Genomic DNA, 25,475 nt, shown 5'->3' with positions numbered 1-25,475 from the left:
GTAAAGATCGTTGGCATTGTCGTCGTATTCCTGCTTTCTCTGTTCTCGATTTATCATATCGTACAGACTCGCGCTCTCGACGAAAACGCTGCCGATTAACGCTGCAAAGTTCGAACTCGGACTTGTCCGCTCCATCTAGTGGGGCGGCTTTTTTTATTTTGCACTTATGCAAAAAGAAACCGTCAAAAAAATCGGGGCATTTGCCGGCATCGGCGTTGCCTTTTTCATTTTCTTACTCTTTATTTTCCGCGCGTTCGTTTTTGATGCGAATACGCTTATGCTCAACTCCGACCAATTAAATGGTATCGGCAGTAAAGTGCTGCGGGCGCAGAATTTCATTCTCACCGAATGGGACGATTCTCGTTTAGGCGGCGTCCCGACCATCGACGCTCTTTTTGGCGACGCTTACCATCCGCTCGTCCTCGTCGAATTTCTCACCGACCCCGCCCGCGCTGTCGGTTTCAAATTCATTCTCATCTTGTGGGTCGCATTCCTTTCGGCGATGGCGCTTGCGCGTTCGCTCACGGGAAGTCTCGCCTGGGGAACTCTCTTCGGATTTCTCTACGCATTTTCGCCGCAATATTTTTCGTATGTCTACGGCGGTCACGACGGCAAAATGATGGTTTTTGCGATTGCGCCGTTAGCGCTTCTCGCTATCCGAAAAATCATCCGCGAAGGAAGCATTCTCTACTTTGCTGTTTTCACTCTTTCTGTCGTGTGGATGATTTTGGGCTCGCATTTGCAGCTCACTTATCTCTTCCTTTGGGGCGCCGGATTTTATGCGCTTTTTGAAACTCTTGCGCTTTCGACGACTTGGAAAACGCGTGCGAAGAAATTGGGAATTGCTGCGGGCGCATTAGCGATTGCGCTTGGAATTTCGGCGTTTCAAATTATTCCGCCGTATTTATACACCACCGCAGAATCTGTCCGCGGCACCGGTGAAAAGACAAATTACGGACACGCGAGCAGCTGGTCTTTACACCAAGAAGAACTCGCTTCAATGCTCATTCCAGGATTTCTCGGCGTCGATGTTTACGAACAAAAAGAAGGCCCCGAACTTGCGGGCAGTTCTCTCATTTCGGTCGCTTACGCCGACATGCAAAAAAATCACATTCAAAGTTCACCCTTTTACTGGGGACATAATCCGTTCAAACTCAATCACGATTCCGCGGGAATCATTCTCACCTTCCTCGCATTCCTCGGATTTTTCGTCCGCAAAAATCGTCGAGCGGCTGCGTTCTGGTTTGTCGGCGCAGCGGTTGCGCTCACTTATGCGATGGGAGTGCATTCTCCACTTTTCAAACTTTGGTTTGCGATTATTCCGGGGATGAAAAGCTTCCGCGCTCCGAGTATGGCGATGTTCTGGCTTCCGCTTTTAATGCTCATGATGGCAATTCCCGTCGTCAAATCTTTTGCCGAAAAAGAAAGCCGCCGCGCTCTGCGTGCGGGCCTTGTAATGTTCCTCATTTTGCTCGGAATCGTTTGCGTTGCGCGCTTTGCGTGGACGAGTTTCCTCGGCGGTCCCGGACTTTTCATTTCCATCGCTTACGGCCTTGCGCTCATCGCAGTTCTCAATATTCTCGATCGCAATGTCGCATTTAAACCCGAAGAATTTGCGAATGCTTTTAAACTGCAATTCCGCGGTTCTTCAAAGCTTGAACTCGGCGCGATTTTTGTGCCATTTTTCCTCACGGGAATTTTCTTCCTTTCCAATCAAAATTTGCTCATCGATCCCGTCACCGCGAGTTACTTTAAGCCGTTAAATGAAACGGTTATGCAATTTGCCGCTGCTAAAATTTTGCCGAGTTTCTTCGTCGCAGTCATCGCAGTCGTCGCGGTTTGGGTCGTGATGACGATGAAATTTTCTGCGGTGAAAAAAGCTGCAATCGTCGGCGCTCTCGCCGCCGTTGAACTTTACACCATCGATGCGGTCTTCGTGCAAAATGTCGAGCGCAAAGAATATGTGCAGCCGACAAATCCCGTGATTCGCAGCATTCTCGCAGAACATCCCGATACGCTTTTGCGCCCGCGCATCCTTTCACTTTCCCGCGATCAAGCGCTCAGTTCCAATTCTTTCCCGCTTTACAATTTGCGAAACGCAGACGGTTTCCACGATAACGAACTCGCAAGTTACCGTCTATTCCGCGGCGGACAGAACAACGAAAATTATCTGTATAATGTAAACGCTGTCGCCCAAGGAACCGAAGAAAATGCGTTCCTTGATTTGATGGACATCGGCGATGTGATTTTCGATTCCCGTGCGGGAACGCAATACATTCCGTTAAAGCATGAAAATTTCGACGGACATCTTTATGCAGACTTTACCACTCTCAGCGATTCCGCAGCGGTAACAGCTCTACGCAACGGCGCCGATTTTAAGAAGACGATTATTCTTTCCGAAGCGCCCGCAGGCTTTGAATCTTCAAGTGAAATTCACGGAAGCGCAAAAGTCATCGCAAAACCGAAAATGGATGACATTACCTATCAAGTTTCCTCCGACAAGCCCGCGATTATGCTTTCTTCGGGCAATTTCCATCGTTATTGGAAAGCGACCGTCAACGGAAATCCCGCAAAAGTTTACAAAGCTTTCGGAACCCTCCGCGCTGTCGTTGTCCCCGCAGGCAATTCGACTGTGCATTTCGAATACAAATCGGACGCTGTCCGCTATTCGCTTTGGATGGGCGCAGTTGCGTTCGCCATTTTTATCGCGGTCATGATTATCGCAAATTTCTGCGCGCGAAAAGCGCGCAGAAATTGATTTTAAAAAATTAAAGCAATGGCGCGGCTTTGCCGCGCCATTTTCATTTTGCGCGCCTACGGCGCGCAGTTACTTTGTGTAAAATTTATTTGCTATTTTCACTGATAAATAAATCAATCGCTTTCTTCGTATAATCGTCTGTATTTTCTGTCGGAATTCCCGACGGAAGCCAGTAAGCATAATCGCCCGAAAGATAATTGTATAAGCCATCTAAAGTGCTGCCGTAGCGAAATTCAATGTGGAAAGTTTCGCCCGGATTATCGGAGGTAAATGCAAAATACGTAAACTTGCCCGAATTTTCATCGAGACTTTTGAATGTTTTTAAAGCGGCGCCCGCTTCTGCAAATTCGACGACGGGTTTATCTTCTAAATATTCATATTCATGCGAAAAAATTTCTTTGCCATTTTGATCGTAGCCCGAAATCGTATTGCCTTTAAATGTGAATTTTTCAACGCCATTTTCAAAGAAACAATCGAAAGCAAAAGTTTCATTTTCTTCGTTATACTTCACCGCTTCTTCGCCGGTAATTTCCAAAATGTAAGAAGTCTTGAGAGTAGAAACCAACATTTCTGCGTTATCGCCCGCGTATTTTTTTCCAAGACTATCCCAAAGCGCATTATACTTTTCGTCTAACATCGCCGGGAAAAGTTCCGTATAAGAACCTTCGAGTTTTGCTAAGAACGCATCGGTTTCTACGGCATCTGCGTCCGAAGAAGAACTGCTATCGCTGCAAGCCATCATCAATGCGGTTGCCGCCAATAAACCAAATTTTTTTGCCAAAGAAAGTTTCATTTGAACTCCTAAAAATGTCGTCGAGTAAAAAGACGTTCGCCTTTTTTTTTCAACTGTTAGTCTTCGCTAACTTTAGAAAAAGAATTAAAATTAGTCAAGACTAAATTTTACAAACTGAAAAATTTTAATTTTAAAACTAAAGTCAAAAAATTCTCCGCGTGAAGCGCTATTTTAATCTTTCTGCATTATCCCTTGTCCGTTGCAAATTTTGCAATTTACTATTTTTCCAAATTATAAAAGGAGTTTTTTATGAGTGTTTTGAAAAAATCCCTCGCTGCGCTCGGCGTTTGTGCTGTCGCAGCATCCGCAATTAGCTTTGAACCTGTTACCGCAGGGGCAACGGAATCCGCCAAGAAGCTTTACAACTTTTTAGCTGTAAACTATGGCGTGAAAACAATCACCGGCGTGCAAACAGGCGACATCGCAGATACTTATGACGCTTTGCCCGATGTCATTTCTTTTGAAGAACATTCCGGAAAAAAACCGGTTTTAGTCGGCCTCGATTTTTTGTTTGCAAACGGAATTAAAGCTTCCGATTCTTGGTATAAGGCTTACACGCAAAGCGCTGTCGATGCCGCAAAAGATATTTGGGCAAAAGGCGGTATTCCTGCATTTAGCTGGCATTGGAAAGATCCTAGCCACAAACAAGATGCGTTCTACACCAAAAGTGGAAACGCCAACGAATTCACCGAATTTGATTTTACTCAAGGATTTACAGATCCTAGCTGCAACACAAATTGCCTGTGGAATACCAATTCAGAAACTTACAAGCAAATCGTCGAAGACATCGCCGAAATTGCAGTTTACTTTAAACAGTTACAAGACGCAGGTGTTGCTGCAGTATTTCGTCCGCTGCACGAAGCAAGCGGCGCATGGTTCTGGTGGGGTTCTCACGGCGGAGCCGCTTACCAAGCTCTTTATCAATTAGTTTACGACCAAATGGTCAACATCAATGGCATTAAAAACTTAGTTTGGGCTTGGACTCCGCAACTTGCCAAAGATACCGATTGGGATCCGGGTAAAGACAAATACGATGTCATCGGCTTGGATGTTTACGGCGCAAATGATTATTCCCAAAAATTCATTGAAGCTTACACAGATCTCCAAACCAATTTTGCTGCCCACAATAAAATTTTTGCGATGACCGAAAATGGTCCGATTCCCGACCAATCCGTCATGGCAGAAAATAAAACTGTATGGTCTTGGTGGATGCCTTGGTACCAAACTTGGAACGGAAACTTTTTAGACCAAACCGTTGAATCCGTTTGGAAAGCAAATGTCAACAGCGAATGCGTGATTACAATGGATGAAATGCCCGGCTGGGATAAATATACGATGAGCACGACGAAAGTTGCCGATTGCATCGTCGGTTATAAATTGGGAGATTTGGATACAGCTCGTCCCGTTGAGAATCGCATTCCGGCGGATACCGCCACAAATCGTTGGCTTTACGCACAGTTATTGCCCGCAGACACTGCCCGCGGAAACATTATCATTAAAGAAAACGCAGACCTTTCTAAAAATTCTAAAATGTCTGTCACCGTATTTAACGGAAGCAAAACAAACGGATTCTGGTTCACCGTCGCTTTCCTCGGAAATAAAGATGCCGATTGGGGCTGGGCTCAACCCGAAGGCTGCTGGATAAACGCAGGCGATTCCACCGTTTGCGAATTGGATTTAACGACCACCGCAAAAGATCAAGTTGTTTTGACTGGCGCCGATTACACCAACTTTATGAGCAACATTGCAAAAGTTTATATCGAAGTTTCTGTTCCCGAATTTAATGGTTATGTTTTCTTTGACGATATCAAAGCAGACGGCGTCACTTTTGAAAACTTTGACGAAATGACAACCGTGAAAGCGGAACAAGCGCAAAATTTAAAAGCGGGCTTAGTCGGAAAAGGCAAAGAAATGAGCATTCAATCGAAAGCTCACGTTCAAAAAATGGCGCAAATTTCTTTCGCCGGCCGCAGCCTTTCTTTGACCCTTTCCAAAGCAAGTCAAACTTCGGTGCAACTCTTTAATTTGCAAGGTCATTTGGTAAAGAATTTCGCCAACGGTTCTCTCGCCGCAGGCACGCATCAATTTACGCTCCAAGGAATTCCGCAGGGCGCTTACATTATCCGCGTCAAAAATGCCGCCGGAATTTCTGCGAAGAAAATTCTCGTCAAATAATTTTCAACAAAAATTTTGACTCTAAACGCAAGCTCCGCTCCCGCGGAGATTTTTCTGTAAACGAAAAATCTTGGACGATTTCTGCATTCTAATTTTTTAAATTATACAACTCCCATTTCAAATTGTTAATTAAAGCTCCAAATTTTTCCTTTCCCATTTTTTCATTTTATATTTCAATCAAAAAGGAGTGTGTTTGATGAACTTAAAATTTTCTCTAGCTTTCGCAGCTATGCTTTGCGCATCGGCGCAAGCCGCTTTGTACGAAGCCGAAGATCAGCCGGGAATTGATGCGGCAAGCATCACCGCGGGCGCAGAATTTTCGGGCGGAAAATATGTCGCCGTTTCCAAAGCGATGACTTTTAACATCGAAGTCAAAGAAACCGCCGTTTACGATATCGAAACGCAGGTTCGCATTAAGCAATACGATTGGACTACTTCCAAAATTTTAGTGAACGGAGTTGAAGCGGGTTCAATGCTTACTACTCCGCGGAATTGCGATTCGAATTATGTCATCAAAGCTTCCGCAAAAATGCGCATCGGAAAAAATACAGTCACCGTTGGAAACGAAGCGATTGGAGTCGATTACATTCAAGTGGAAAAGCATCCCGATCCTGTTTTTGATATTGACCCAAAGCCAGTAACGCCTGGCGCTTCAGCCGAAACTTATAAAGTCAAAAAATTCTTAGTTGACAATTTCGGAAAGAAAACTCTTTCGGGGATGATGATTAGCGAACAAGTTTTCAATTACGATTACACAAACGATTCTCTCGGCTGCGGACTCGACAGCTTGGGAAAAGTTTTCTGCGAACGCGACCTCGATTCTGCCAAATGGAATGGGCAACCCGATATCGCAGGCTTTAGAGATCGCGCGGGCGATTACCCCGCAATCATCGGCTTCGATATGCTCTTCGCTGCCGGTGGACATTCTGACGAAGGCTGGTTCAAAGGTTATTCGCAAAACAATTTAGTCATGGCCGAAGAATTTTGGAAAAATAATGGCATTCCCACTTTCACATGGCATTGGAAAGTCGGCAAAGACACCGTCTTTTACACACAAAATGAAGGATTTAAAAATAAAGGTTGCGAAGAAGGCGTTCAAGGAACTGCGGCAAACAATACTTGCTTCAATTACACGAAAGCTTTCACCGACAGCACTTGCAAAGAAATCGATTCAAAATCCGAAACATATCAGTTAATCATCGAAGATGTTGATAAAATTTCAAAACTTTTCAAAGTGCTGCAAAATAAAAATGTGCCCGTTCTTTGGCGTCCACTTCACGAAGCGAGCGGTGGTTGGTTCTGGTGGGGAGTTGCGAGCGGTAATTGTTACAAAGCGCTTTACCGCTTAGTTTACGACCGCATGGTAAATGTCAATAAGCTCAACAATCTTTTGTGGGTTTGGAACATTAACACCGATCCGAAATACGGCTATGATTATTCTGCGTTAAATGCAGAATGGTATCCGGGCGATGATGTCGTCGATGTTGTCGGCGTCGATATTTACGACCCGCTTTTAAATCACAATTCGGGCGCAAATTATTTCAACAAAATCGTCGAAGATGTTGGCTCGCACAAGCTCATCGCCTTAACCGAAAACGGTGCCATTCCCGATATCGATAGCATCGCCGAAGACAAAGCCACTTGGAGTTATTGGATGACGTGGAGCCAGACTTGGAGCGGCAATTTCTTAGACAAAACGCCGACCGAAATGTGGAAGAAAAATATCGATAACGAAAATGTTTTGAGTCTCCGCGATATGCCAAATTGGAAAGAATATTCCGCAAGCATTCGTTCTGCAAATAAAAAATCTTCCGAAATTCAAATTGCGCAAATGGGAAAAGAATTGCAGATTACTTTGCCCGTTCATTCTTCGGCAACTCTCTTCTCGATGACCGGAAAACAAGTGCTGCATATCGGTTCGAATCTTCCGGCAGGAACGCATGCGATTAACATTTCAAAACTTCCGCAGGGCGCTTACATTATCCGCGTCAAAAATGCCTCTGACATTCAAACGCAGAAAATCCTTTTGAAATAATTTCAAACAATTACAGCAAAAGCACGGCGTTCGCCGTGCTTTTTTTATTCAAAAATTTTTCGTCGATTAAAGCATCGTTGCGCTGAATGTCGCATTGCAAACGACAGCATCACCGGAGCGAATTTCGCCGGTAAAGAAAAGAATGCCGCGGCGCATTTTATCGAGAGAAACGTGAACTTCTAATGTATCGCCAGGACGCACCGGACGACGGAAGCGACAATTATCGACGCCCATAAATGCGGGGCGTTTGCCGGCGCATTCCGATTCGTAACGAATACCTGCGAGAATTGCTCCCGCTTGCGCCATCGTTTCGATTTGAATGACTCCGGGCATCACCGGTTCACCCGGAAAATGTCCTTGGAAAAACGGTTCGTTGAACGAAACATTCTTCGAAGCGACAATCGTCGGCACTTCCGATGTAATATCCATCGAGAGCACTTGATCGATGTAGAGGAACGGATAACGATGCGGCAAAATTTGAAGAATCGCCGCATAGTCGTAAAGAACGCCCGGCTTAGTCGATTTGGGAAGAGTTTCGGAAAGCATTCAATAACCTCTCTAAAAGTTGCCGGTGAGCAAAATGCCCGCCGTTGTGAATTCTAATTCTTAATCTAGGTAAAATTGGCGCGGGCAAAGATAAATCGCCGATTAAATCAAGCATTTTATGCATCACCGGTTCCGAAGGCATGCGAAATTTTCCGCCCGAAAGAATTTCTAATGCGCTATTTTTTTCGCGGAGAAGCATGCCGCAATTTTCATCTACCGCAGACAAAAGCCCGCATTCCTTCGCCCGCAAAAAATCTTCTTCAAAAATGAAAGTTCGCGCCGGGAAAAGTTTTACCAAATCTTCGGCATCGTAAATTGCCGCGTATGCATCGTTCGCATAATTTCCATGCGAAATCGAATATTCAATTTCCAAAGTTTCGGCGGGGCTCACATCCATCCAGCCGCCGTTCCATTCAAAATGTTCGCGAATCGGCGCATCGTAAAAAAGTACTTCTTGCGGAAGGCCTGCGATTTTTCGCACCGTTTCGTACCACGGATATGCGCTGCCGTCTAAAATCGGCAATTCTTGCGACTGCGCAAACACTTGAAAATGAATTTGCGGATACAGCAAAAAAATCGGCGCTAAATGTTCGACTGTCGCAAGCGATGCGGTTTCATTTTTTCGAAGTCCCATCGACCGATGAATTTCGGGAATGAGTGCAGCAAAACTTTCGATGTCCAAAGAATTCCAAAGGCTTTCGCCATTTTCAGCAAACCATTCCAATTTTGCGGGCGGTTGTAAATTGCGATTGCAGCAAATTTTCACTCCCGCATTTTCAAACGAAAGCGAGCGCGAACGAATTTCCGTTTCAAAATTTTTTTTCATTCTTTTTCCGTTTTACTTTGCGCGTGAACACCGTATAAAAGAAACGCAGCGATTTGATGCGGATGATTGATTTCGCCCGAGCGCATTTTTTCGATGACATTTTCTGTCGTAAGAGAAAGAGCTTGAATTTCTTCGCTTAGATCAAAATGCGTTTCTCCTTGCGGAGAAACTCCGGTCGCACGGACCACAAAAAATCGTCCGCGATGTCTGTCGGGATTCATCGGAAGTTCTGCGACGAATTCAAATTTGCCGCCGCCAAAAGCGCATTCTTCTTGCAATTCTCGCTTAGCAGCTTCGACGGGAGATTCGCCCGCATCGACAATTCCCGCGGGAAATTCTAAAGAAATTTTTCCGGTGCCATGACGATATTGATGTTCCAAAATCCATTCGCCATTTTCTTTTTGCGCAAGAATCAAAACCCAATCCGGTTGCCAAATCGTATAAAAATCCGGAATGATTTTTCCGTTCGGCAATTCGCAAACTTCTTTGTTTACTTTTAAATATTTCGTGTCCAAGAGCGGTTCACTTGCAAGGACTTTCCACGCTTTCAATTCTTTACGCATAAATTCTCCACATAAATCAACTTAAAATATTTCCGCTAAAAAGTCGAATACGGATCGAGAAGAGAATCGTTAAAAGAAATATCGGTGTAAATGTAATGAAATTCTTTTTCCAAAAGATAAAGGGCGAGTTCTTTTGTGCTCCAATTTTTCTTCGTGCCAATGCTTTCAAGGCCTTTCGTCACGAGCGGAAGAGTCGCTTTCAAATCTAATTTCCACATCGCATCGTCCCATTCAAAAATAATCACGGGCACTTTCGGACTCGTCGCCAGGCCAACGCTTCCGCGGTCTTTTTTAATTTCAAAAGGTCCGAGTTTTAATTTTGTCGCCCGACGAAAAATTCCATTTTTCCCGGTGAAAAGAGAAAGCATCCGATAATCTTCATTGAGATTCGGATCCCAAGCGCGTTCCTTGTCAAAAATGCGATAAGTGAGAACGGCAATCATTTCGCCGAGCGGAAGATTTTCCACTTGTTCTGCGGGCATTTCTTTGGCGTAACGCTGTAACGTATCCGTCCAATAATACGATGTATCCGTGAGTAATGCGAGAAGAGATTCCGGCGGAACTCCTTCATCGACTTTCTGCACAATTTTTTCAAATGTCGCTTCGAGCATTTGCGTTTTCTGTTCTGTCGTTTGCTCAAAAGTGACAGCGTCGGCGGTCTTTTCGGCGGTGTGGCCAGCACAGGCAACGAGAAGCGCCAAGAGTCCGAAGAAAATTACCGGGGCAGCGGTGAATATTGTATTTTTTTTATGATGCATCGCGATACCTATTTAAAAATGCCGCTGAATGATCTGCTTCGAGCTTGTAAAGTTTCTGGCTACCAAGGCGGCGGTCCAGGCGGACAATTCCGCAACAAAACAAACTCGGGAGTTGACCTTCGCTTATCCGAATTTAATTTAGCAATCAAATCTTGCGAAAGCAGAAGTGCGAGCGAAAACAAGGTTCATGCGCTGCATCGAATGCGGCTTGCGATTGCGCTCAATGTGCGCGAAGCGCCTAAATCCGCATCAGAGCTTAAATTCCCAGGCAGCATGGGACACATTCAGCCGTCCAATGAACTTTACCCGCAATTCATCGCAGACGTTCTCGATATCGTTGCAGCGACAGGCGGCGATACCAAAGAAGCGGCGCGGGCTTTTGGACTTTCACCCAGCGCGCTCACCAAAATTTTGCACGCGGACAAAGCTGTTCTCGCAAAAATTCAACAGCTCCGTCAAAGCGGCGGAAAACCTGCACTTCGGCGTTAACGCACAAATGAATCCGTATAAATGAATCAGTACAAATTCACTTCTCATCAGAATTTTACTTCGGAGGAAAAATGAAAAAATCCATCTTGTTAATTTTCCTTTTGCTGCTTTCTTTCGCAGGAATCGCTTCGGCAAAAACCGCGGCGTGGATTAGCCTCGAAGGCGATGTCGATCCGGGCATGTATGAATATACCGCCCGCGCAATCGGCGATGCCGTACAGAAAAATCCCGATTACATTATCTTCGATATCAATACATTCGGCGGAAGATTGGACGCCGCCTTTGATATTGTCGATACGATTATGGGAATTAAAAATGCAAAGACAATCGCATTCGTGAGCAAGAAAGCGATTAGCGCCGGCGCACTCATCGCCCTTTCGAGTAAAGAACTTTACATGCTTCCGGGGACGACAATTGGCGACTGCGCACCGATTGTGCAAAATAGCGATGGCACACCGCAAATCGTCGGCGAAAAAATTCAATCACCGCTCCGCGCAAAATTTCGCAACTTAGCGCAGAAAAATAATTATCCCGAATTGCTTTCGATGGCGATGGTTTCTCCCGATTTATCCGTTTTAGAATTGAAGCATAAAGATTCCACTCTCGCAGTTGAAGCAGCGAAATACGAAAAATGGAACGCCAAAGAAAAAGCATTTTGGGGAACGCCCAAAGTTCTCGTCGAAGCGGGAGAACTTCTCACGATGACCGACGAAGAAGCTGTTGCATTGCATTTTTCGAAAGGAACTCCCGAAAGCCGCGACGCCTTTGAAAAATCTTTAGAAATCGAAGCGACTCATGAAATTGAAATCACTTGGAGCGAAAAACTCGCCCGCTTTATCGCAAACATTTCGGGCATTCTTCTCATTCTCGGATTCGGTGCGCTTTACTTGGAATTTAAAACTCCTGGCTTCGGCATTTTCGGCGTCGTGGGCATTCTTCTCATCGCGACCGTTTTCCTCGGCCAATATGCGAATCACTTAGACGATTTTCTGCCCGCAATTTTCCTCGTTCTCGGCATCGGACTTTTCGTTTTAGAAATTCTCGTTTTCCCCGGAACATTTTTCTTTGGAATCGGCGGCATTTTCTGCATGGGAATTGCGCTCGTTTTAACCTTTGACATTACGAGTATTCCCGCATTTATTCCGGGCGGAAATTCCTCTGCGATTCTCCCAATTCTATTTTACATTATCGGCTGCGCGCTTCTCGCCACAATCTTCCCCATCGTCGCTTCGAAATATCTGATTCCGCTTTTGCCCGAAGGCTGGACGCCAATGCTCAAAGCGGATTTGGAAACGGCAAAATCTCCCACCGAAAATGTGGCCTTAGTTCAAGTCGGCGAAAAAGGAAAAGCCGAAACGTTGCTTCGCCCCGTTGGACACGCTCGCTTTAACGGCAAATCATTCGATGTGCAAACAAAAGGCGAAATGATAAACGCAGGCGAAACCGTCTGCGTTATCGAAATCAGCGATGGAAGAATTTGGGTCGAAAAATCAGAAGATTTTTCCGTATCCTAAAACTTCGCGGACTTGTTCCATATGAGCGCGTGCCACCGGCCGCGCTTTTTCTGCACCCGCATGCAAAATTTCATCGATGCGTTCGGGATGCGCCATCAAGTCAAAATATTTTTCGCGGGCTTCGCCGAATGTGCGTTCGAGAACTTTTTGCAATTCGCCTTTGGCGTAGCCCCAGCCCATGCCGCCTTTGCGATAGGCTTCTGCCAATGCAGCGGTTTCTTCGGGAGTTGCGAATAAACGATAAAGATTGAAGACATTGCAAGTATCCGGATCTTTCGGCGCTTCAATCGGGAGACTGTTCGTCACAATTTTTCCGATTTTCTTTTTGAGCTGTTTCGGTTCAAGGAAAATTTCAATCGTATTGTCGTACGATTTGCTCATTTTACGTCCGTCTAATCCCGGAATGACATCGGTCGTTTCTTGAATCAACGGTTCTGGAATTTTGAAAACTTCTTTGCCCATTTGTTTGTTGAAACGAATGGCGACATCGCGGGAAAATTCCACGTGCTGTTTTTGGTCTTTTCCAACCGGAACCACGTCGGCGTTGAACATCAAAATGTCGGCGTCCATTAAACACGGATAGCAATACAATCCCATGTTGATGTTCGTATCCAAATCTTCGCCAGCGGCACGGTTCGCTTCGACTTTTGCTTTATACGCATGTGCGCGATTCATAAAGCCCTTCGGCGTGAAGCAGCTCAGCGCCCAACTGAGCTCGAAAATTTCGGGAATATCGCTCTGCTTGTAAAAAAGTCCTTTTTCCGGATCGAGTCCGCAAGCGAGCCACGTTGCCGCGACCTTGTGAATATTTTCGCTCATTTCTTTGCCGTCGTGAACGGTCGTGAGCGCATGATAATCCGCGATAAAGTAAACGGTATCGTAATCTTTGGTGAGTTCGAGCGCGGGGCGAATCGCACCCAAATAATTGCCGAGATGCGGCGTTCCTGTGGGCTTAATGCCCGTAAGCGAAATTTTCTTCATAACTAGAATTTAGAAAATTTGACTTTTTGCAATCGAAAATTTGCCAAAGAAGCAAAGTGGAAAAGGAAACCCTCCCGCCTGTTTGCAACAGGCGAGGGCGGTTTTTATAAAGCGTTAGTTGATGTTACCAACCCGCACAAGTAATTTTATCAACATGGTCCGATGTGCAAATCACATCACCTTCATTTGGTTTAGGCGATAGAATATTATTTGATGAATTATGTCCACCAGCTGTTGGTGAATTCGAATTGACTTGTATAGAACATCCTTCTGATGCATTATTCCACAAGCAATTGAATCTTATATTTGTACAAGATGCTGTCGAACTTGTTATAGAATAACACGAATCCGCCTTGATTACCACTGGCTCATCCTTAGGTAAATCCAAAGGATACACCGTTCCACTACTAGTCTTATAATCGTACGTAAAGTTGCAATTTGCAGCGCCCTTATCATTTTTCACTTCAAATTGGTAAGTGACAGAGGTTTCATAAGAAGGCGCCGTAAAGGAAATCGCATCGCCCTTATAACTATATCCGCTCATCGATGTTGTGAAACCATCCGAAAGGTTATATTCGCAACCGTTTGAGCAACCGCTCAAAGATTTTGGTTTGACAGAAATATTTGAGCCAACTTTTTTGGCAGCATTATCCGGGCAAGTAATGGTCGGCGCTTTTTCAACAACCTTTACCGTCTTGGAACATTCTGCGGCAGGATTACCATTTACTTTAATCTTATATTCATAAGTTCCTAAAGCTGTTGGTGTTTCTGTATATGACATAGAATTACATTGAGGCCATGATTTATCAGAATTATTCACAGCAACAGAAACATTCCAACATGAGCCTAAATAATTGCCCGTAATCGTTACACTTTCACCAAGCCCGATTTCTTCACTCGAGACATCGCAAGAAATTGCACTTTGAACTTCCAGTTTTGCCGAGCATACACGATAGCCGTCAAGCATCACTTCATAAGTATGCGTGCCGAGAGAATTGGTGGCCGCGAACTGATTGTTCCAGCAAGAACCATAACCGCAGTCCATCGTTTTAACAACAGAACCGTTAAGCATTATATTGAGCTGTTTGTTTTCTGTAATTCCTTTTATATTGATCGTGTTGAGCACCAACTGTTCTTGAGGGAAAACTTTCGATTTGGCAAATTCACAATCCATCGAAACGGCCCCCCCCCCTGTTCCGCTCGCTTCATACACGCCAGTAAAGGAACAGCTACCGCTTCTGTTCGAAGATTGATTGGTAACTGTTAAACTGTGCACAACAGAGCCTGCGCTTGAAGGCGCGGTATAAGTAATTCCCGTCATCGGTAAAGTGCCCGAAGCCATCGGGTCTATTCCCGTGAGCGTATAAGAGCAACCGTCATCGCAGCCCGTGACCGAGGGAGTAATCGTGACTTTTTCGCCGACTTTTGCTTTTACATCTTCGCAAGAAACCGTCGGAACAATTTCCACTTTCTGCTCGGTCACTTCAAATTTTCCACATTCCACTTCGTTAAACGGACGATCCGAATTCGTTGAGCGCATCTTAATCGAATATTCGCCGACTGCTAACGATTGCGTTCCCGCATTGGCTTTGTTCGGATTCGTCGTATTTTTATCCACATCGCCGCCAGTCGCCTCCGCCAAGACGACATCGCCCAATGAAACTTCGTAACCGCATTTTGCATCGGGACAGCCCGAAAGCGAATACGTCGCTACCGGAATGCCTTCGCCTATCACGACCGACGTTTTGTTAATGCTGCAAGACGCCTTAATTTCTCCGCTCGTAATCCTTTCGGTTTCGCACGGATCAATCGCACCATTTTGCATATTCGGCGTAATCTTAAAGTAAATCGGTTTGCCTAAATTTTTCGCATAGCTGTCCATGTCTTCTTCCAAATCATAGACAAAGACATCGCCAGTCATTTTACATCCGCTATTAGTGCAAGAAACATTTTTCGTTGATTCGTTTTGCTCATAGACGAATTTTTGAATTTTATAGCCGACGATACTTTCGGCATTTTTCATCGTCGCCGAAATATTCCAGAATCCCGATTTGTATTCCGCTTTGCAGTTGCTGATTTTGGGCATGTGTTCGCAACTCGTCGTAATCGACTTCACGGTAACCGATTTTCCCGTTTCCATATTCCGCACCAAAATGCCGCGGATATTTTCAATATCAAATCCTTCGGTATTTTCAATATCCTTCAAATTGAGGGTTAAAACTCCAGTTTCGTTCGTCACAAACGGATCGGCATAAATCGGTTTGTCGTAGCCCCAGAAGGATTCGCTCTTGCCATTTTCGCTGTAGAGAGAAATATGCACTTCTGCTGCCAAAGGATTATCCAATTCCACGCGCAACGTTGCGTCGCGCAAATTCACGGTTGTCGCAGTCGTCTGGGTAATCGCTTTTCCCATCGGCACAAAAATAAGTCGGCGAGCAAGAACTGCTGTTAAACCAACTCGAATAACCGACCCACGGTTTGACAGAAGTGCCCTTCGGCACGATGCCTCCCACATAAGCCGCGCGGAAAGAGCATTTTACCGTCGGCGGAGTATCCCAGCATTCGGCGCCGTAATCTTCGCTTGTCCAACCGATATCGTATAATTTGAAATTCGGATGCGAAAGCGCAAAGCCCACCGATTGATGCGCATGATTGGCGTACGCCGCAGCGCCTTTCAAATTCAGCAAATTAAAGTCTGCAGAAGCACTCGTTGTGCCCGAATAACCGACGACGACTTTGACATTCAAATGATCGCCATCCTCTTTCTTTGCGAGAGTCGCTTGCATCGTCACAATTTCCGTCGAAGAAACAGAAAGGGTAGAACTGCCGTTCACAAGTTCGCGTTCTAAGCAAGCTCCGCCAGCGACGCAAACTTTTGCGGTCAAATCGCCCGAGCTATTTGTAAACACATTCAAAATCAAGTATTGAGTGCCGAGTGTATTGGAGCGCAATACGAATCCCGAATTGTTAATGCCCGCCATCGATTTATTCGAGCCCGAGCCCGCTTTCGGAACTAAGAATTGCGCCGTGAGCGTGCCGTAAATTCCCGCATCCGCCGAACTCAAAATGAGCATCGCCGGCTTATTCGCTTCGACTTGATCCGCAATGCCGCGTCTTAAAGAAATGTGACCATCTGAATAATCGAGCGCTTTAAGCGCATCTTCCGAAATGTTGGATTTTTCGGCAACATACCATTTTGCATTTTTCGCTTTGCCCGCTGCGCTAATGCAATACTTGGCATTTTCTGTTCCCGTCGTCGATTCGCACGATGCGCTCGTCGTAAATTCATCGAAGAAGCAATGATCATCGTTTTCGTTAAAGTGCGCGATGACCGTATTATCGACCGAAATCGAAGGCACGCTGTATGCGGTATTTCTCAACGTTTCCGTCGGGCAGTTGCCACCTTCGCACGACCAATAATTAAAGCTCTTATCGTCGCCATTTTCAAGGGCAAATTCCGCGGATTCTCCGGTGTAAACGCTGTATTCGCAGCCGTTCGTTTTCGCATTGTCGTAAGAACAGAGATCGTCTACCTTCGAGCCGTCGGCGCGGTAAATCGTCACGTTAATGCCCGGATTTCCGCTAATATCTTTGCCAGAAAATTTCACGGTCAATTTCGATTTTTTCGCTTTGAGAGATGCGTAAATAATCTGCGTGCTATTTTCTTCGAGCGGCGCTTTTAATGTCACCGGCGGAATGATGACTTCGCATCCAGTCGGCACAGAAGAAGCCGCTTTTCCCATAATATCGCCTGCGACGCCGCAGCTCCATTTTTCATTCGCAACATCGACGGAGCAATCCGTTCCCGTTACCGTAAACCATGTTTTGGTAGAATTGCAATTCGGGCGGTCATCACCTATCAAAGTTCCGCATTCCGGAAGAGCGCACTTGGAAACATCTTCGCGAACGATCGTCACAAACGAAGCGCTGAGAACCGTTTCCGTCGGATTCGTTCCCGGGAGACATCCCGAACTTTCGGTGATAAAGAATGTCATCGAGCCCGTGCCATTCACACTGGTGACGTTAAAGACAGGAGTTTCCGGATTGGACGAAGAAATTTTCACCTTGCAAGTCCGATCGGAGCAAGTAACGCCCGATAACGGAGTCACCGTCCAACCGTCGGTTTCCGAGGGTTTTAAAATCGTCACTTCATATTCTGCTTGTTCCGTCGAAGTGAGCGCTGAAGTCACCAAAGACAAAGTTGTTGAAGCCCCTTTCGCCACTTTCACGCTCGATTCTTTGAACGAAACATAAATTGAAGATTCTTTCGAGCCTTTCACAACAACATAGAACGGAACTGTAGAAGCTCTGCCGTCCACGCTTGCCATGACGCGGCAAGTATAATAGCCTTCTGGAATTTTATTCGTGCCATCGTACAAGAGACCCGTCGGCGAAATTTCATTGTCGCAAGTTACCGCCGGCGATTGCACTTCGGAACGTCCATTCAAAGGAATTAAGCCGTAATAATCTTCCAATTTTCCCGGCGCTTGTTGCGTCAAATAAACCACACGCGGAAGCACGATAAACGACGGATCTACCGAAACCGCACTCGCCAAATTATCCAAGCGTTCATTATTCCGATATTGCGATTCGACCGTAACGCCGAGCTGCGGAGAAGTCGCGACGTAATACGCATCCATGTGCCCGAAATCATCATCCTCCGAGCCTGTGCCCGAGCCCGAACCGCCGCTTGACGAAGACGACGAATTGACGCCGCCGCAACTCGAGCCATCATTATCGCAAATAATTCCCGCATCCGTCAATTCTTGCACCAATTCCGGATTGTAGGTAATCGAAGACGATTGCATGGTTCCCATGCCCGCACAAGTTTCTGCCGTCGCATAAATCGTCCCGTTGATTTTCATGTTCAACGTATTTTCAATTTTCTGTTCTGTATAGATGAAATAATTTTTGACATCCGAATCTTTGATGTTGCTCGCCCCTTGTTTTAAGAACAAGAATACATGCGAGCCTTCCGTTGTCTTTGGCAGTTGCGTATCCAATTTGTCATTAGCAATAATGATAAATTTGCCGTCCAAAGTGCCGCCGGGATTTGTCGAAGAGGTTCCGCCGTTCACTTCTACGACCAAAAATCCGTTATACAAATTCTGTTGTTTTAACGTTTCATCTTCATTATTTTCTTTATAGCAAGCATTTAACTTCGAAACGATATCGTTACTCCAAGATGTAATGCCCGCAGCACAGCCTTTTCCCGAAAAACTCGCAAATTTACTATAACCCGTCGTCAACACATCATCGACTTTATACGAAGAACCATCGCAACCCGGTTTCTTTTTCCAAATGGAATCGCAGTCTTCTTTTACCTTATCTGCACATTCAAAAGGCACTTCCATCGGCAAATTAGAAATCACATGTCCGTTGGATTTGAACCACGGAGCCACATAACAAACCGGACGGAATGCAGCCATTTCATGCGTTCCAGCAGCAAAATTTCCTTGCTTTTTACAATAAAGTGTAGATTGCACTTTTCCATTTTTATAGGAAAGATTCACTTTATCATTGCGGAATTGATATTCATTCCACACATTCCAAAGATCAAAGAACCAAGCGCCGCCGACAAAATATCCCGGCGTATTTTCTTTCCAATAATCATTGTATTGGCTTTTAAATTCTACATCAGGAACTCCACTTTGATTGAAGTAAACATAATACTTGTCATCTTGCGCGTTCTTCTCGGGAAGCGGGGAATAACTTTCACTATTCCAAGTCGACCAATTCGAACAAGCTCCGCTCGCTCGATATTTTTTGCAATATTTCCAACCCCAGCCCCAATATCCATATTCTTCACACGGATCTGCCGGCGTTAAGCAGCTCCGATAATTCGTTGCATCTGCCGATTCGGTAAAAGTTTTATCACTCCGCAATGAATTGTAATTTTTCGAAGAATTTGCATGGCGAATATAAACTTGCGAATGTTCGTTAGTTCCTAGGAACATTTGATAATAATATTGTTCCAACGGATCCGAATTCCAAAAATCGCTGACAATTGCCGAATCTGTTCCAGAATGCGCTATACCATCCGCCCAAAGGAAATTCAAATCTCCAGGCATCCAAACATTTCCCGCTACAGAAAGTTCCTTGCCACCGTTTGTCGTTTCCGAAATGACAAGACCATTTTCACTGGTGCACAAATTTCCTGCAATGCGAAATGGTTGGTTAGAATGCTTCTTCAAAAGTCCATTCACCATCACATTTCCTGCGACCGCACAATCCCCGCCTTCTTGCGTATAAGCTTTTCCATCAAAATAAACATCGCCGGTCATTTTCAAGTTGCCGTTAAAAGTGCCGCCGACATAAAGACTTCCGCCGTGAATGCCTTGGTTTTGCGGTGATAAATTTCCACCGACACAAGCGAGTTTTCCCACGTAAACATCGCTACCGCTTAATTCTGCGTTTCCTGTCACCACAAAATTTTTTTCAATACTTTGCGGGTTTCCTTTCCAGTTTCCATTGATCACTGCCGAAGTGACGCCTACATTACCCGCTCCCAAATACGAACCGCCGAAATATGCGTAATCAAAGCTCACCTTTTTCTTCGTTTGCGCTTGAGGAATAAAAACTTGGTAAAGGCCATCGACATTAAGAATGGCTAATTCTTTGTGCTTTGCAGCGCCTTCGCGGGCGCGACCTTCGGCGAGTATTTTGAGTTTGTAAGTGGTATTTTCGGTATTCGCCCCGACGAGCCACACTTCGTAATTTTGTCCTGCGTGCGCAAGTTCTGCAAATCGGCTTGTCAAATTGAGCGGTTTATTATCGCCATCTTTATATTGCTTAATGAGAGCGCCGACATCGTTTGCGTGATACGCCATCCACGACCGCGCCGATTCAATTCCAGCGACTGCGCTTTGATAGGCTTCTTCTTGGAGCATCCGCGAAGCCGAAGAACGTTCTTCCGAAGTAATCCAACGGTAAGTTGCGGTAGCAGCAATCGTCGCCACCAACATAAAGAGAAGCACAACGATTAACGAAACACCTTTCTTGTTCTGCATAAACCCAACCTCCATCAGTTGCGCGGACCATTACTCGGCACCGGAACGACTAAAGAGACTTCACCTGTTTCCCCAGCATCATTTTCAGAAACGCCACCGCGCTTGACTTGCAAAATAAGCTTTAACGCTTTCACATTTTGCTTATCGCTCGATTCCACATACGGTTTATTTTCATCAAACTGATAATAAGAACTTGCGATTTGCAGTAGTCTTAAATTTTCAATCGTAACCGTTCCGTTGAAAGCTTCCGGCGAATAGCTCGCAAAGGTAAATGCTAAGCACACATTTTTCACCGAATCTTTTACCGTAAAGCGCATCTTACGCGGAACAACTCCCGCAGCCGAAGTCGCCGGTGGATAAAATAAAAAGTCATCAATTTCATCGGGACGATTGCCGTTGACATCGCGGAATCCCACAGCCATATGATCGCGCCCCGGGACGAATAACCGCGATTTATCATTGTCATGACTCGGATATGGCATTTCAAAAGAAATTTCATATTCCATTCCCTTGCCGAACGAAAAATAATTTCCCGACTCCGCGCAAAGAGCCGCCCAATTTTCCGAAGCGTCATTCTTTAAAAACGCAAAAGCTTGGTTCACCAATTTTCCATTTTCATTCGGCGTATTCGTTTTCAAATCGAAATTCGAAGTAAAGCCGCTGAGAAGAACCGAATTGCTATCGGTATTCTTCGCGTTGAAATAATTGAAATTGTTTTCGCCATAACGCGGCACCATCCGGAAAGCCTGTGTTCCGCGCGTCGGGAAAAGTTGTTCATCTTGATTTTCCACACCCGAAGCATCGCTTCGAATCGAAGGAATTGCGGCGAGAACTTGGAATTTTTTCACATTCGTCGCCATTTCCACCATCAAATCATCCACCGCATCATGATCCGAACCCGCAGCGGCACATGGTGCATCTTCCACACCAGACGCTTTTTCCAAAATTTTACAAGAACGCTTTAAAACGCCATTGAATAAAACCCAATAGACTTCTTCAACTGCGCCAAATTTTCCGTTATCCTGATAACGGATTTTGCGAAATATTAAACTATCTAAATTTTGTCCTACTGCAGGATTCTGCGGTGAAATGCGATAAGAAGAAGAATCGCGCATCGTTTCTGTCGCCACATTCGGATTCATAAAAAGAATCGCTTTATGCGAATCGCTAAATTCATCATCATCACCCGCGACCGTTTCTTCAAGAGAGCTTTTTGCGCCCATTTGCGAGACATCGTTTTTGAATAAAATGCCGACATTTTCCGCTTCTTGAGAAGCTTTCAGCATATTTTGTGAACGCACGCGAAATTTGGTGCTATCCGAAAAAGCTTGTCCAGCAATCAAAACGACGATGCCTATCATCGCCATATACACGACCAATTCGATCAGAGTAAAACCTTTTTTATTCATCGGATCACTCCCGAAATATGAATAGATTGCGTCGATGACTTAAACGGCCACTCTACGTGGACTAGCAAACGCTTTGCGTAAACATGCGAAATTTCTTCGTATTGCGATTTGGATTCTGCAATATAATCCGCATCGGATGAAATTTCTACACGGACAGTATAAGGAACGGTCATATCGTGCGAAACAACTCCGGGTTGTCCTTTCCAAGTCCGCGAAATTTCGGGAATCGTAATCGTCGTATCGCGGTCAGGCAGCGATTTCACCCCCGCCCCCCGCAAAGAATCCAGAACCTGCTGCGCTACTTCTACCGCGCCATCGCGCCCGCGGATGCGCAAAAGGGTATCGCGATTTCCCGATTGCAAATTGGTCAGCGCCACATAAAGCAATCCGAGAACAGCGATAGAAACAAGCACTTCCATAATGCCGAATCCGCGTTTGCTTTTTCGTTTATTCATCACCATGAGCGCCTCTTACAAATCGGACCAAGAAGAACCGTCATGACTCATCTTCGGAGTCACCGCATTCTTTTTCGCTGTTTTTACCGCCGCCCCAAAAAGTGTTGAACTGCCATATTGTGCTAAGAAATATCCCGTAGGCGTTGCCGCAAGTCCTAACTGCGGCACAAATTCTGCGCCCGCAGCTGAAGATTCTGTACCGCTGCCTTCTGCTGCAAAATTTGACCCATCAAATCCATCTACCGCCGTCGAAACGAGATTCATTCCCACGACCATTTCCAATTGCCCGATTTCTTCGGTTCCATTTTTACAAGAACCTTTCACCATCACGAGCAACGATGCCGAAGACATTTTCACGCAAACGGTATCGCTCAACTGGTTCGCTTTATTCGAAGCGGTTTCCATAAACGCCGCGATATTAAACGCAGCATCTTTCGCACGGCTATTAGCAACTGCCTGCTGTAAACTCGCATAACCTGCAGCCGACAAAATCCCGATGATGATTACCACCGTCAGAACTTCGACCAAGGTAAAACCGGATTTAAAAAATCTACTCTTTTGCACATTACAAATCTATACTATTTTACTTCCTTGCGTAAACAAAAAAATACAAAAGAGGACTTTTCTAATGGGAAATTAGGAATGAGGAATATTATAATGGCGCTGCGCGCCCTTTCTAATTTACCAGTTTTTCTCTTAATTTTTCGATTTCTTCAGCGAATTCGGGAGAATGTTGCATTTCGCGTTCGACCGCTTTAATGCTTGCGATAACCGTTGAATAATTGCGACCGCCAAACTGAAAGCCGATGCTTAAAAGCGATTCTTTTGTCAGTTCGCGGCAAAAATACATCGCAATTTTCCGCGGTTCCGAAATCGATTTGACGCGGGAATTGGCATTTAACGATTCCACCGAAATGTGGTAAGCCATCGCGACGATTTCTTTGATCGATGAAATCGTGGGAATCGGTTTATCCGCAATGTCTGCGGGAGACGTCACATTGCACGATTCGCAAAGTTCTTTGAAAGTTTCTAGCGTTAAATTGACGCCCAAAAGATCGTGATAAGCGAGAAGTTTCGTCACGACCCCTTCAATTTCGCGGACATTTCCCCGCTGATGCGTTGCGACCCAGTGGAAAATGCGTTCTCTTTCTTCGGCGGGGATTTGCAATTTCGCCGCTTTCCGACGCAAAATATTTAAGCGCGTCATTAAATCGGGCACATTTACCGCAATGCTATTGCCGTCAAATCGGATAAATCCTTCGTAAAGATTCGGAATTTCCGAAGGACGACGATCCGCGCAGAAAACCGTTTCCCGTTTTGCAGCTACCCGTTTCTGGAGCACATCAAAAAGTGCCTTTTCCGTGGCGCCGCGACCTTTCCCAGCGAGCACTTGAATGTCGTCGATTAAAAGCAACTGCGAATCTTCATAAAGATGGCGCAATTCTGCGGTGGCTTCTGCCCGTTCCAAGCGAGATGCATTCGGATCTTGCGTGCGCATAAAATCTTTGAGGAATTGTTCCGAAGTACGATAAACCACCGACGACGCAGTCTTATACATAATCGCATAACGTCCAATCGATTGGAGCAAATGCGTTTTCCCAACTCCCGGACCGCCGAATAGGAAGAACGGATTCATCGCCGATTCGCACGGATTTTCAGCGATAGAACGGCACATCGCTAACGCAATTTTATTGCTGTCGCCTTCGACGAAAGTATCAAAGCTGTAATTCGGATAAAATGATTTGAGAATCGCTGCGTTTTCGGACTGCTGTTCTTTTTCTTCGCGGAGAACTTGTGGCTTATGCACAACCACTTCGGGCTCTGTCGAAAGGACTTGCACTTGCGAAGCTTTGCTGTTTTTCGAAACCGAAATTTTATAATCCGAAACTTCGGGCAAGACTTGCTTAAAAGCGTTTAATATCGCATCGCGGAATTGTCCGTTAATCCAAGAAGCCACCAATTCATTTGCAGCGATGAGGTTGGCGCAGCCGTCTTCAATACCGTCTAACGTCAAATTCTTTTTGCCAAACCACATATCAAAGGAGTTCGCCGAAAGCGAACTGCGTAAGCAAGAAAGAACATCGTCCCAAACGCTTAACGAAGCATTCGGAAGACGGATAACGTTATCTATCAACATGACCCACAATCACGGAAGAAGTTTTACCTACCCGAAAACACAAATGCGAATTTAATAAATCCTAGCGAAGATGGCGAAATTTCTTAAAAAAAGGCAAAAAACGGCGAAATTTCGCAAATTTCGGGCATACGCAATTTTTCGGAAAATATCATCTTTTCAATACGCACATATCCCCCTTGCAAATCACATTTTAAGCAACAATTTATCCACAGATATTTTCTCAAACAACCCTTGCCAAAATGTAAGCTTTAATTTTTAAAAATGAGAAATTAGAAATGAGGAATGAGAGGTTTAAATGATGCGCGCCGAATTCTCTATTTTTATTACCGAGCCGCAAGCATGAGTGCCAATTAAAAATGGATAATAAGCAACAGGAAATTGGACAGTTGAGATGCAGGTCAAAATGCGAAAGTTAAAAACGGTTAATTTGAATCCGCACGGAACGAGCAAACGCTCTCATTATTCATGGGAAATATCAACTGTGAATGGAATACAAAAAAAAATCCTTTCTCGTAGAGAAAGGATTTTTTAAGCGGGACGGACGAGGCTTGAACTCGCAACCTTCGGCGTGACAGGCCGATGCTCTAACCAAAATTGAGCTACCACCCCGTTTCTGGGCGATAACGGATTCGAACCGCTGACCCGCTGCTTGTAAGGCAGCTGCTCTGAACCAACTGAGCTAATCGCCCCTATTTCTTCTGACTTTTACCACCCCAGAGGATTCCGAGCGGAATCACAACCAAGTAAGCAATCACCAGAATGATCGGTGCGACCGTCAGTGATACAGGGTTTTCTGCAGGCCCTTGAGCGAGACAGATGAATCCGATCACTACCAACAAAGTTCCGAGAGCGACTAAAAGAATGTTCTTTTTCATTTCTTCATCACCTTGCTGAGTGTTATCACCGTTAGGGTAGCCCAAATATATAAAGTTCTTTTTGCGCTGTCAAGGGGAAAGGCTAAAATTTTTCAAAATTTCTTTAAAAATTTCACATTTTCTGTAAATTCGGCTTAATCTTGTAAAATTC

General features: G+C 45.1%; 18 protein-coding genes and 2 tRNA genes. 5 read left to right on the top strand and 15 right to left on the bottom strand.

What is annotated here, in order from left to right; all coding sequences use genetic code 11:
- The first annotated feature begins 166 nt into the window (after positions 1-166).
- Positions 167-2,758 (top strand): glycosyltransferase family protein, encoded by a 2,592-nt coding sequence (locus B0H50_RS09110; RefSeq protein WP_106199043.1) that lies wholly within the window; start codon positions 167-169, stop codon positions 2,756-2,758.
- An 85-nt stretch (positions 2,759-2,843) separates the two neighbouring features.
- Here the strand turns inward: B0H50_RS09110 and B0H50_RS09105 are convergent, their stop codons facing one another.
- The gene (locus B0H50_RS09105) at positions 2,844-3,551 is read right to left on the bottom strand and encodes a hypothetical protein (protein ID WP_106199042.1); all 708 of its coding nucleotides are present in this window, start codon (positions 3,549-3,551) and stop codon (positions 2,844-2,846) included.
- A gap of 249 nt (positions 3,552-3,800) precedes the next feature.
- On the opposite strand from B0H50_RS09105, the gene B0H50_RS09100 reads away from it, so the two are divergent.
- Both B0H50_RS09100 and B0H50_RS09095 read left to right on the top strand, forming a co-directional pair.
- Entirely contained in the window at positions 3,801-5,726 is a 1,926-nt protein-coding gene (locus tag B0H50_RS09100; RefSeq protein WP_106199041.1) for a glycosyl hydrolase, read from the top strand.
- A 196-nt stretch (positions 5,727-5,922) separates the two neighbouring features.
- Positions 5,923-7,761, top strand: a complete 1,839-nt coding sequence (locus B0H50_RS09095; protein WP_106199040.1) for a glycosyl hydrolase — start codon at positions 5,923-5,925, stop codon at positions 7,759-7,761.
- A 66-nt stretch (positions 7,762-7,827) separates the two neighbouring features.
- On the opposite strand, the gene fabZ is transcribed toward B0H50_RS09095, so the two are convergent.
- From fabZ to B0H50_RS09075, 4 genes are read right to left on the bottom strand one after another with little or no spacing between them, the layout of a single operon-like run.
- The gene (fabZ, locus tag B0H50_RS09090; RefSeq protein WP_106199039.1) at positions 7,828-8,307 is read right to left on the bottom strand and encodes a 3-hydroxyacyl-ACP dehydratase FabZ; all 480 of its coding nucleotides are present in this window, start codon (positions 8,305-8,307) and stop codon (positions 7,828-7,830) included.
- Entirely contained in the window at positions 8,276-9,133 is an 858-nt protein-coding gene (locus B0H50_RS09085) for a UDP-3-O-acyl-N-acetylglucosamine deacetylase (protein WP_106199038.1), read from the bottom strand. Before B0H50_RS09085 ends, fabZ begins: the two co-directional genes overlap by 32 nt.
- A complete protein-coding gene (locus B0H50_RS09080) occupies positions 9,130-9,696 on the bottom strand; it encodes an NUDIX hydrolase (RefSeq protein ID WP_233244689.1) in 567 nt (188 codons plus the stop codon). The genes B0H50_RS09085 and B0H50_RS09080 overlap by 4 nt, the downstream gene beginning before the upstream one ends.
- Positions 9,697-9,731: 35 nt before the next feature.
- On the bottom strand, positions 9,732-10,454 hold the full coding sequence (locus B0H50_RS09075; protein WP_106199037.1) for a hypothetical protein: 723 nt from the start codon (positions 10,452-10,454) through the stop codon (positions 9,732-9,734).
- On the opposite strand from B0H50_RS09075, the gene B0H50_RS09070 reads away from it, so the two are divergent.
- Together B0H50_RS09070 and B0H50_RS09065 are read left to right on the top strand one after the other, a co-directional pair.
- On the top strand, positions 10,446-10,943 hold the full coding sequence (locus B0H50_RS09070) for a peptide chain release factor (protein WP_233244687.1): 498 nt from the start codon (positions 10,446-10,448) through the stop codon (positions 10,941-10,943). The two genes, B0H50_RS09075 and B0H50_RS09070, sit on opposite strands and share 9 nt — an antisense overlap.
- A gap of 71 nt (positions 10,944-11,014) precedes the next feature.
- Positions 11,015-12,457, top strand: coding sequence for an NfeD family protein (locus B0H50_RS09065; protein ID WP_106199035.1), 1,443 nt, complete (start codon positions 11,015-11,017; stop codon positions 12,455-12,457).
- Here the strand turns inward: B0H50_RS09065 and B0H50_RS09060 are convergent.
- The 10 genes from B0H50_RS09060 to B0H50_RS09015 all read right to left on the bottom strand — a co-directional run bounded on the left by B0H50_RS09060 (position 12,434) and on the right by B0H50_RS09015 (position 25,369).
- Positions 12,434-13,438, bottom strand: a complete 1,005-nt coding sequence (locus B0H50_RS09060; RefSeq protein ID WP_106199034.1) for a tryptophan--tRNA ligase — start codon at positions 13,436-13,438, stop codon at positions 12,434-12,436. The genes B0H50_RS09065 and B0H50_RS09060 overlap by 24 nt on opposite strands.
- A 124-nt stretch (positions 13,439-13,562) precedes the next feature.
- A complete protein-coding gene (locus B0H50_RS09055) occupies positions 13,563-15,851 on the bottom strand; it encodes a hypothetical protein (protein ID WP_146193723.1) in 2,289 nt (762 codons plus the stop codon).
- Complete coding sequence (locus tag B0H50_RS09050; RefSeq protein ID WP_109587589.1) at positions 15,775-20,448, bottom strand: pilus assembly PilX family protein; 4,674 nt, start codon at positions 20,446-20,448, stop codon at positions 15,775-15,777. The genes B0H50_RS09055 and B0H50_RS09050 overlap by 77 nt, the downstream gene beginning before the upstream one ends.
- Before the next feature lie 14 nt (positions 20,449-20,462).
- Positions 20,463-21,857: a type II secretion system protein gene (locus B0H50_RS09045; protein WP_109587588.1), complete on the bottom strand. Its 1,395-nt coding sequence runs from the start codon at positions 21,855-21,857 to the stop codon at positions 20,463-20,465.
- Positions 21,854-22,312 (bottom strand): type II secretion system protein, encoded by a 459-nt coding sequence (locus B0H50_RS09040; protein WP_233244685.1) that lies wholly within the window; start codon positions 22,310-22,312, stop codon positions 21,854-21,856. Before B0H50_RS09040 ends, B0H50_RS09045 begins: the two co-directional genes overlap by 4 nt.
- Before the next feature lie 15 nt (positions 22,313-22,327).
- Positions 22,328-22,876, bottom strand: coding sequence for a pilus assembly FimT family protein (locus B0H50_RS09035; RefSeq protein ID WP_158275899.1), 549 nt, complete (start codon positions 22,874-22,876; stop codon positions 22,328-22,330).
- 112 nt (positions 22,877-22,988) lie between these two features.
- Positions 22,989-24,449, bottom strand: coding sequence for a DnaA ATPase domain-containing protein (locus B0H50_RS09030; RefSeq protein ID WP_106199030.1), 1,461 nt, complete (start codon positions 24,447-24,449; stop codon positions 22,989-22,991).
- Positions 24,450-24,982: 533 nt separating this feature from the next.
- A tRNA-Asp gene (locus tag B0H50_RS09025) sits at positions 24,983-25,058 on the bottom strand.
- Between the two features lie 5 nt (positions 25,059-25,063).
- A tRNA-Val gene (locus B0H50_RS09020) sits at positions 25,064-25,138 on the bottom strand.
- A complete protein-coding gene (locus B0H50_RS09015; RefSeq protein ID WP_106199029.1) occupies positions 25,139-25,369 on the bottom strand; it encodes a hypothetical protein in 231 nt (76 codons plus the stop codon). It abuts the tRNA gene before it with no gap.
- Positions 25,370-25,475: the final 106 nt, after the last annotated feature.

The organism is Hallerella porci (assembly GCF_003148885.1).
Classification (GTDB): domain Bacteria; phylum Fibrobacterota; class Fibrobacteria; order Fibrobacterales; family Fibrobacteraceae; genus Hallerella; species Hallerella porci.
The sequence above is the reverse complement of the archived record's forward strand: the minus strand, read 5'-3'. Positions and strand labels throughout refer to the sequence as shown.

Bases quoted from the DNA above. Each gene is read 5' to 3' on its own strand.
- B0H50_RS09105 (WP_106199042.1), bottom strand. From the start codon at position 3,551: ATGAAACTTTCTTTGGCAAAAAAATTTGGTTTATTGGCGGCAACCGCA.
- B0H50_RS09080 (WP_233244689.1), bottom strand. From the start codon at position 9,696: ATGCGTAAAGAATTGAAAGCGTGGAAAGTCCTTGCAAGTGAACCGCTC.
- B0H50_RS09045 (WP_109587588.1), bottom strand. From the start codon at position 21,857: ATGAATAAAAAAGGTTTTACTCTGATCGAATTGGTCGTGTATATGGCG.
- B0H50_RS09030 (WP_106199030.1), bottom strand. From the start codon at position 24,449: ATGTTGATAGATAACGTTATCCGTCTTCCGAATGCTTCGTTAAGCGTT.
- B0H50_RS09055 (WP_146193723.1), bottom strand. From the start codon at position 15,851: ATGGGAAAAGCGATTACCCAGACGACTGCGACAACCGTGAATTTGCGC.
- fabZ (WP_106199039.1), bottom strand. From the start codon at position 8,307: ATGCTTTCCGAAACTCTTCCCAAATCGACTAAGCCGGGCGTTCTTTAC.
- B0H50_RS09040 (WP_233244685.1), bottom strand. From the start codon at position 22,312: ATGAATAAACGAAAAAGCAAACGCGGATTCGGCATTATGGAAGTGCTT.
- B0H50_RS09085 (WP_106199038.1), bottom strand. From the start codon at position 9,133: ATGAAAAAAAATTTTGAAACGGAAATTCGTTCGCGCTCGCTTTCGTTT.
- B0H50_RS09050 (WP_109587589.1), bottom strand. From the start codon at position 20,448: ATGCAGAACAAGAAAGGTGTTTCGTTAATCGTTGTGCTTCTCTTTATG.
- B0H50_RS09060 (WP_106199034.1), bottom strand. From the start codon at position 13,438: ATGAAGAAAATTTCGCTTACGGGCATTAAGCCCACAGGAACGCCGCAT.
- B0H50_RS09095 (WP_106199040.1), top strand. From the start codon at position 5,923: ATGAACTTAAAATTTTCTCTAGCTTTCGCAGCTATGCTTTGCGCATCG.
- B0H50_RS09070 (WP_233244687.1), top strand. From the start codon at position 10,446: ATGATGCATCGCGATACCTATTTAAAAATGCCGCTGAATGATCTGCTT.
- B0H50_RS09110 (WP_106199043.1), top strand. From the start codon at position 167: ATGCAAAAAGAAACCGTCAAAAAAATCGGGGCATTTGCCGGCATCGGC.
- B0H50_RS09065 (WP_106199035.1), top strand. From the start codon at position 11,015: ATGAAAAAATCCATCTTGTTAATTTTCCTTTTGCTGCTTTCTTTCGCA.
- B0H50_RS09075 (WP_106199037.1), bottom strand. From the start codon at position 10,454: ATGCATCATAAAAAAAATACAATATTCACCGCTGCCCCGGTAATTTTC.
- B0H50_RS09100 (WP_106199041.1), top strand. From the start codon at position 3,801: ATGAGTGTTTTGAAAAAATCCCTCGCTGCGCTCGGCGTTTGTGCTGTC.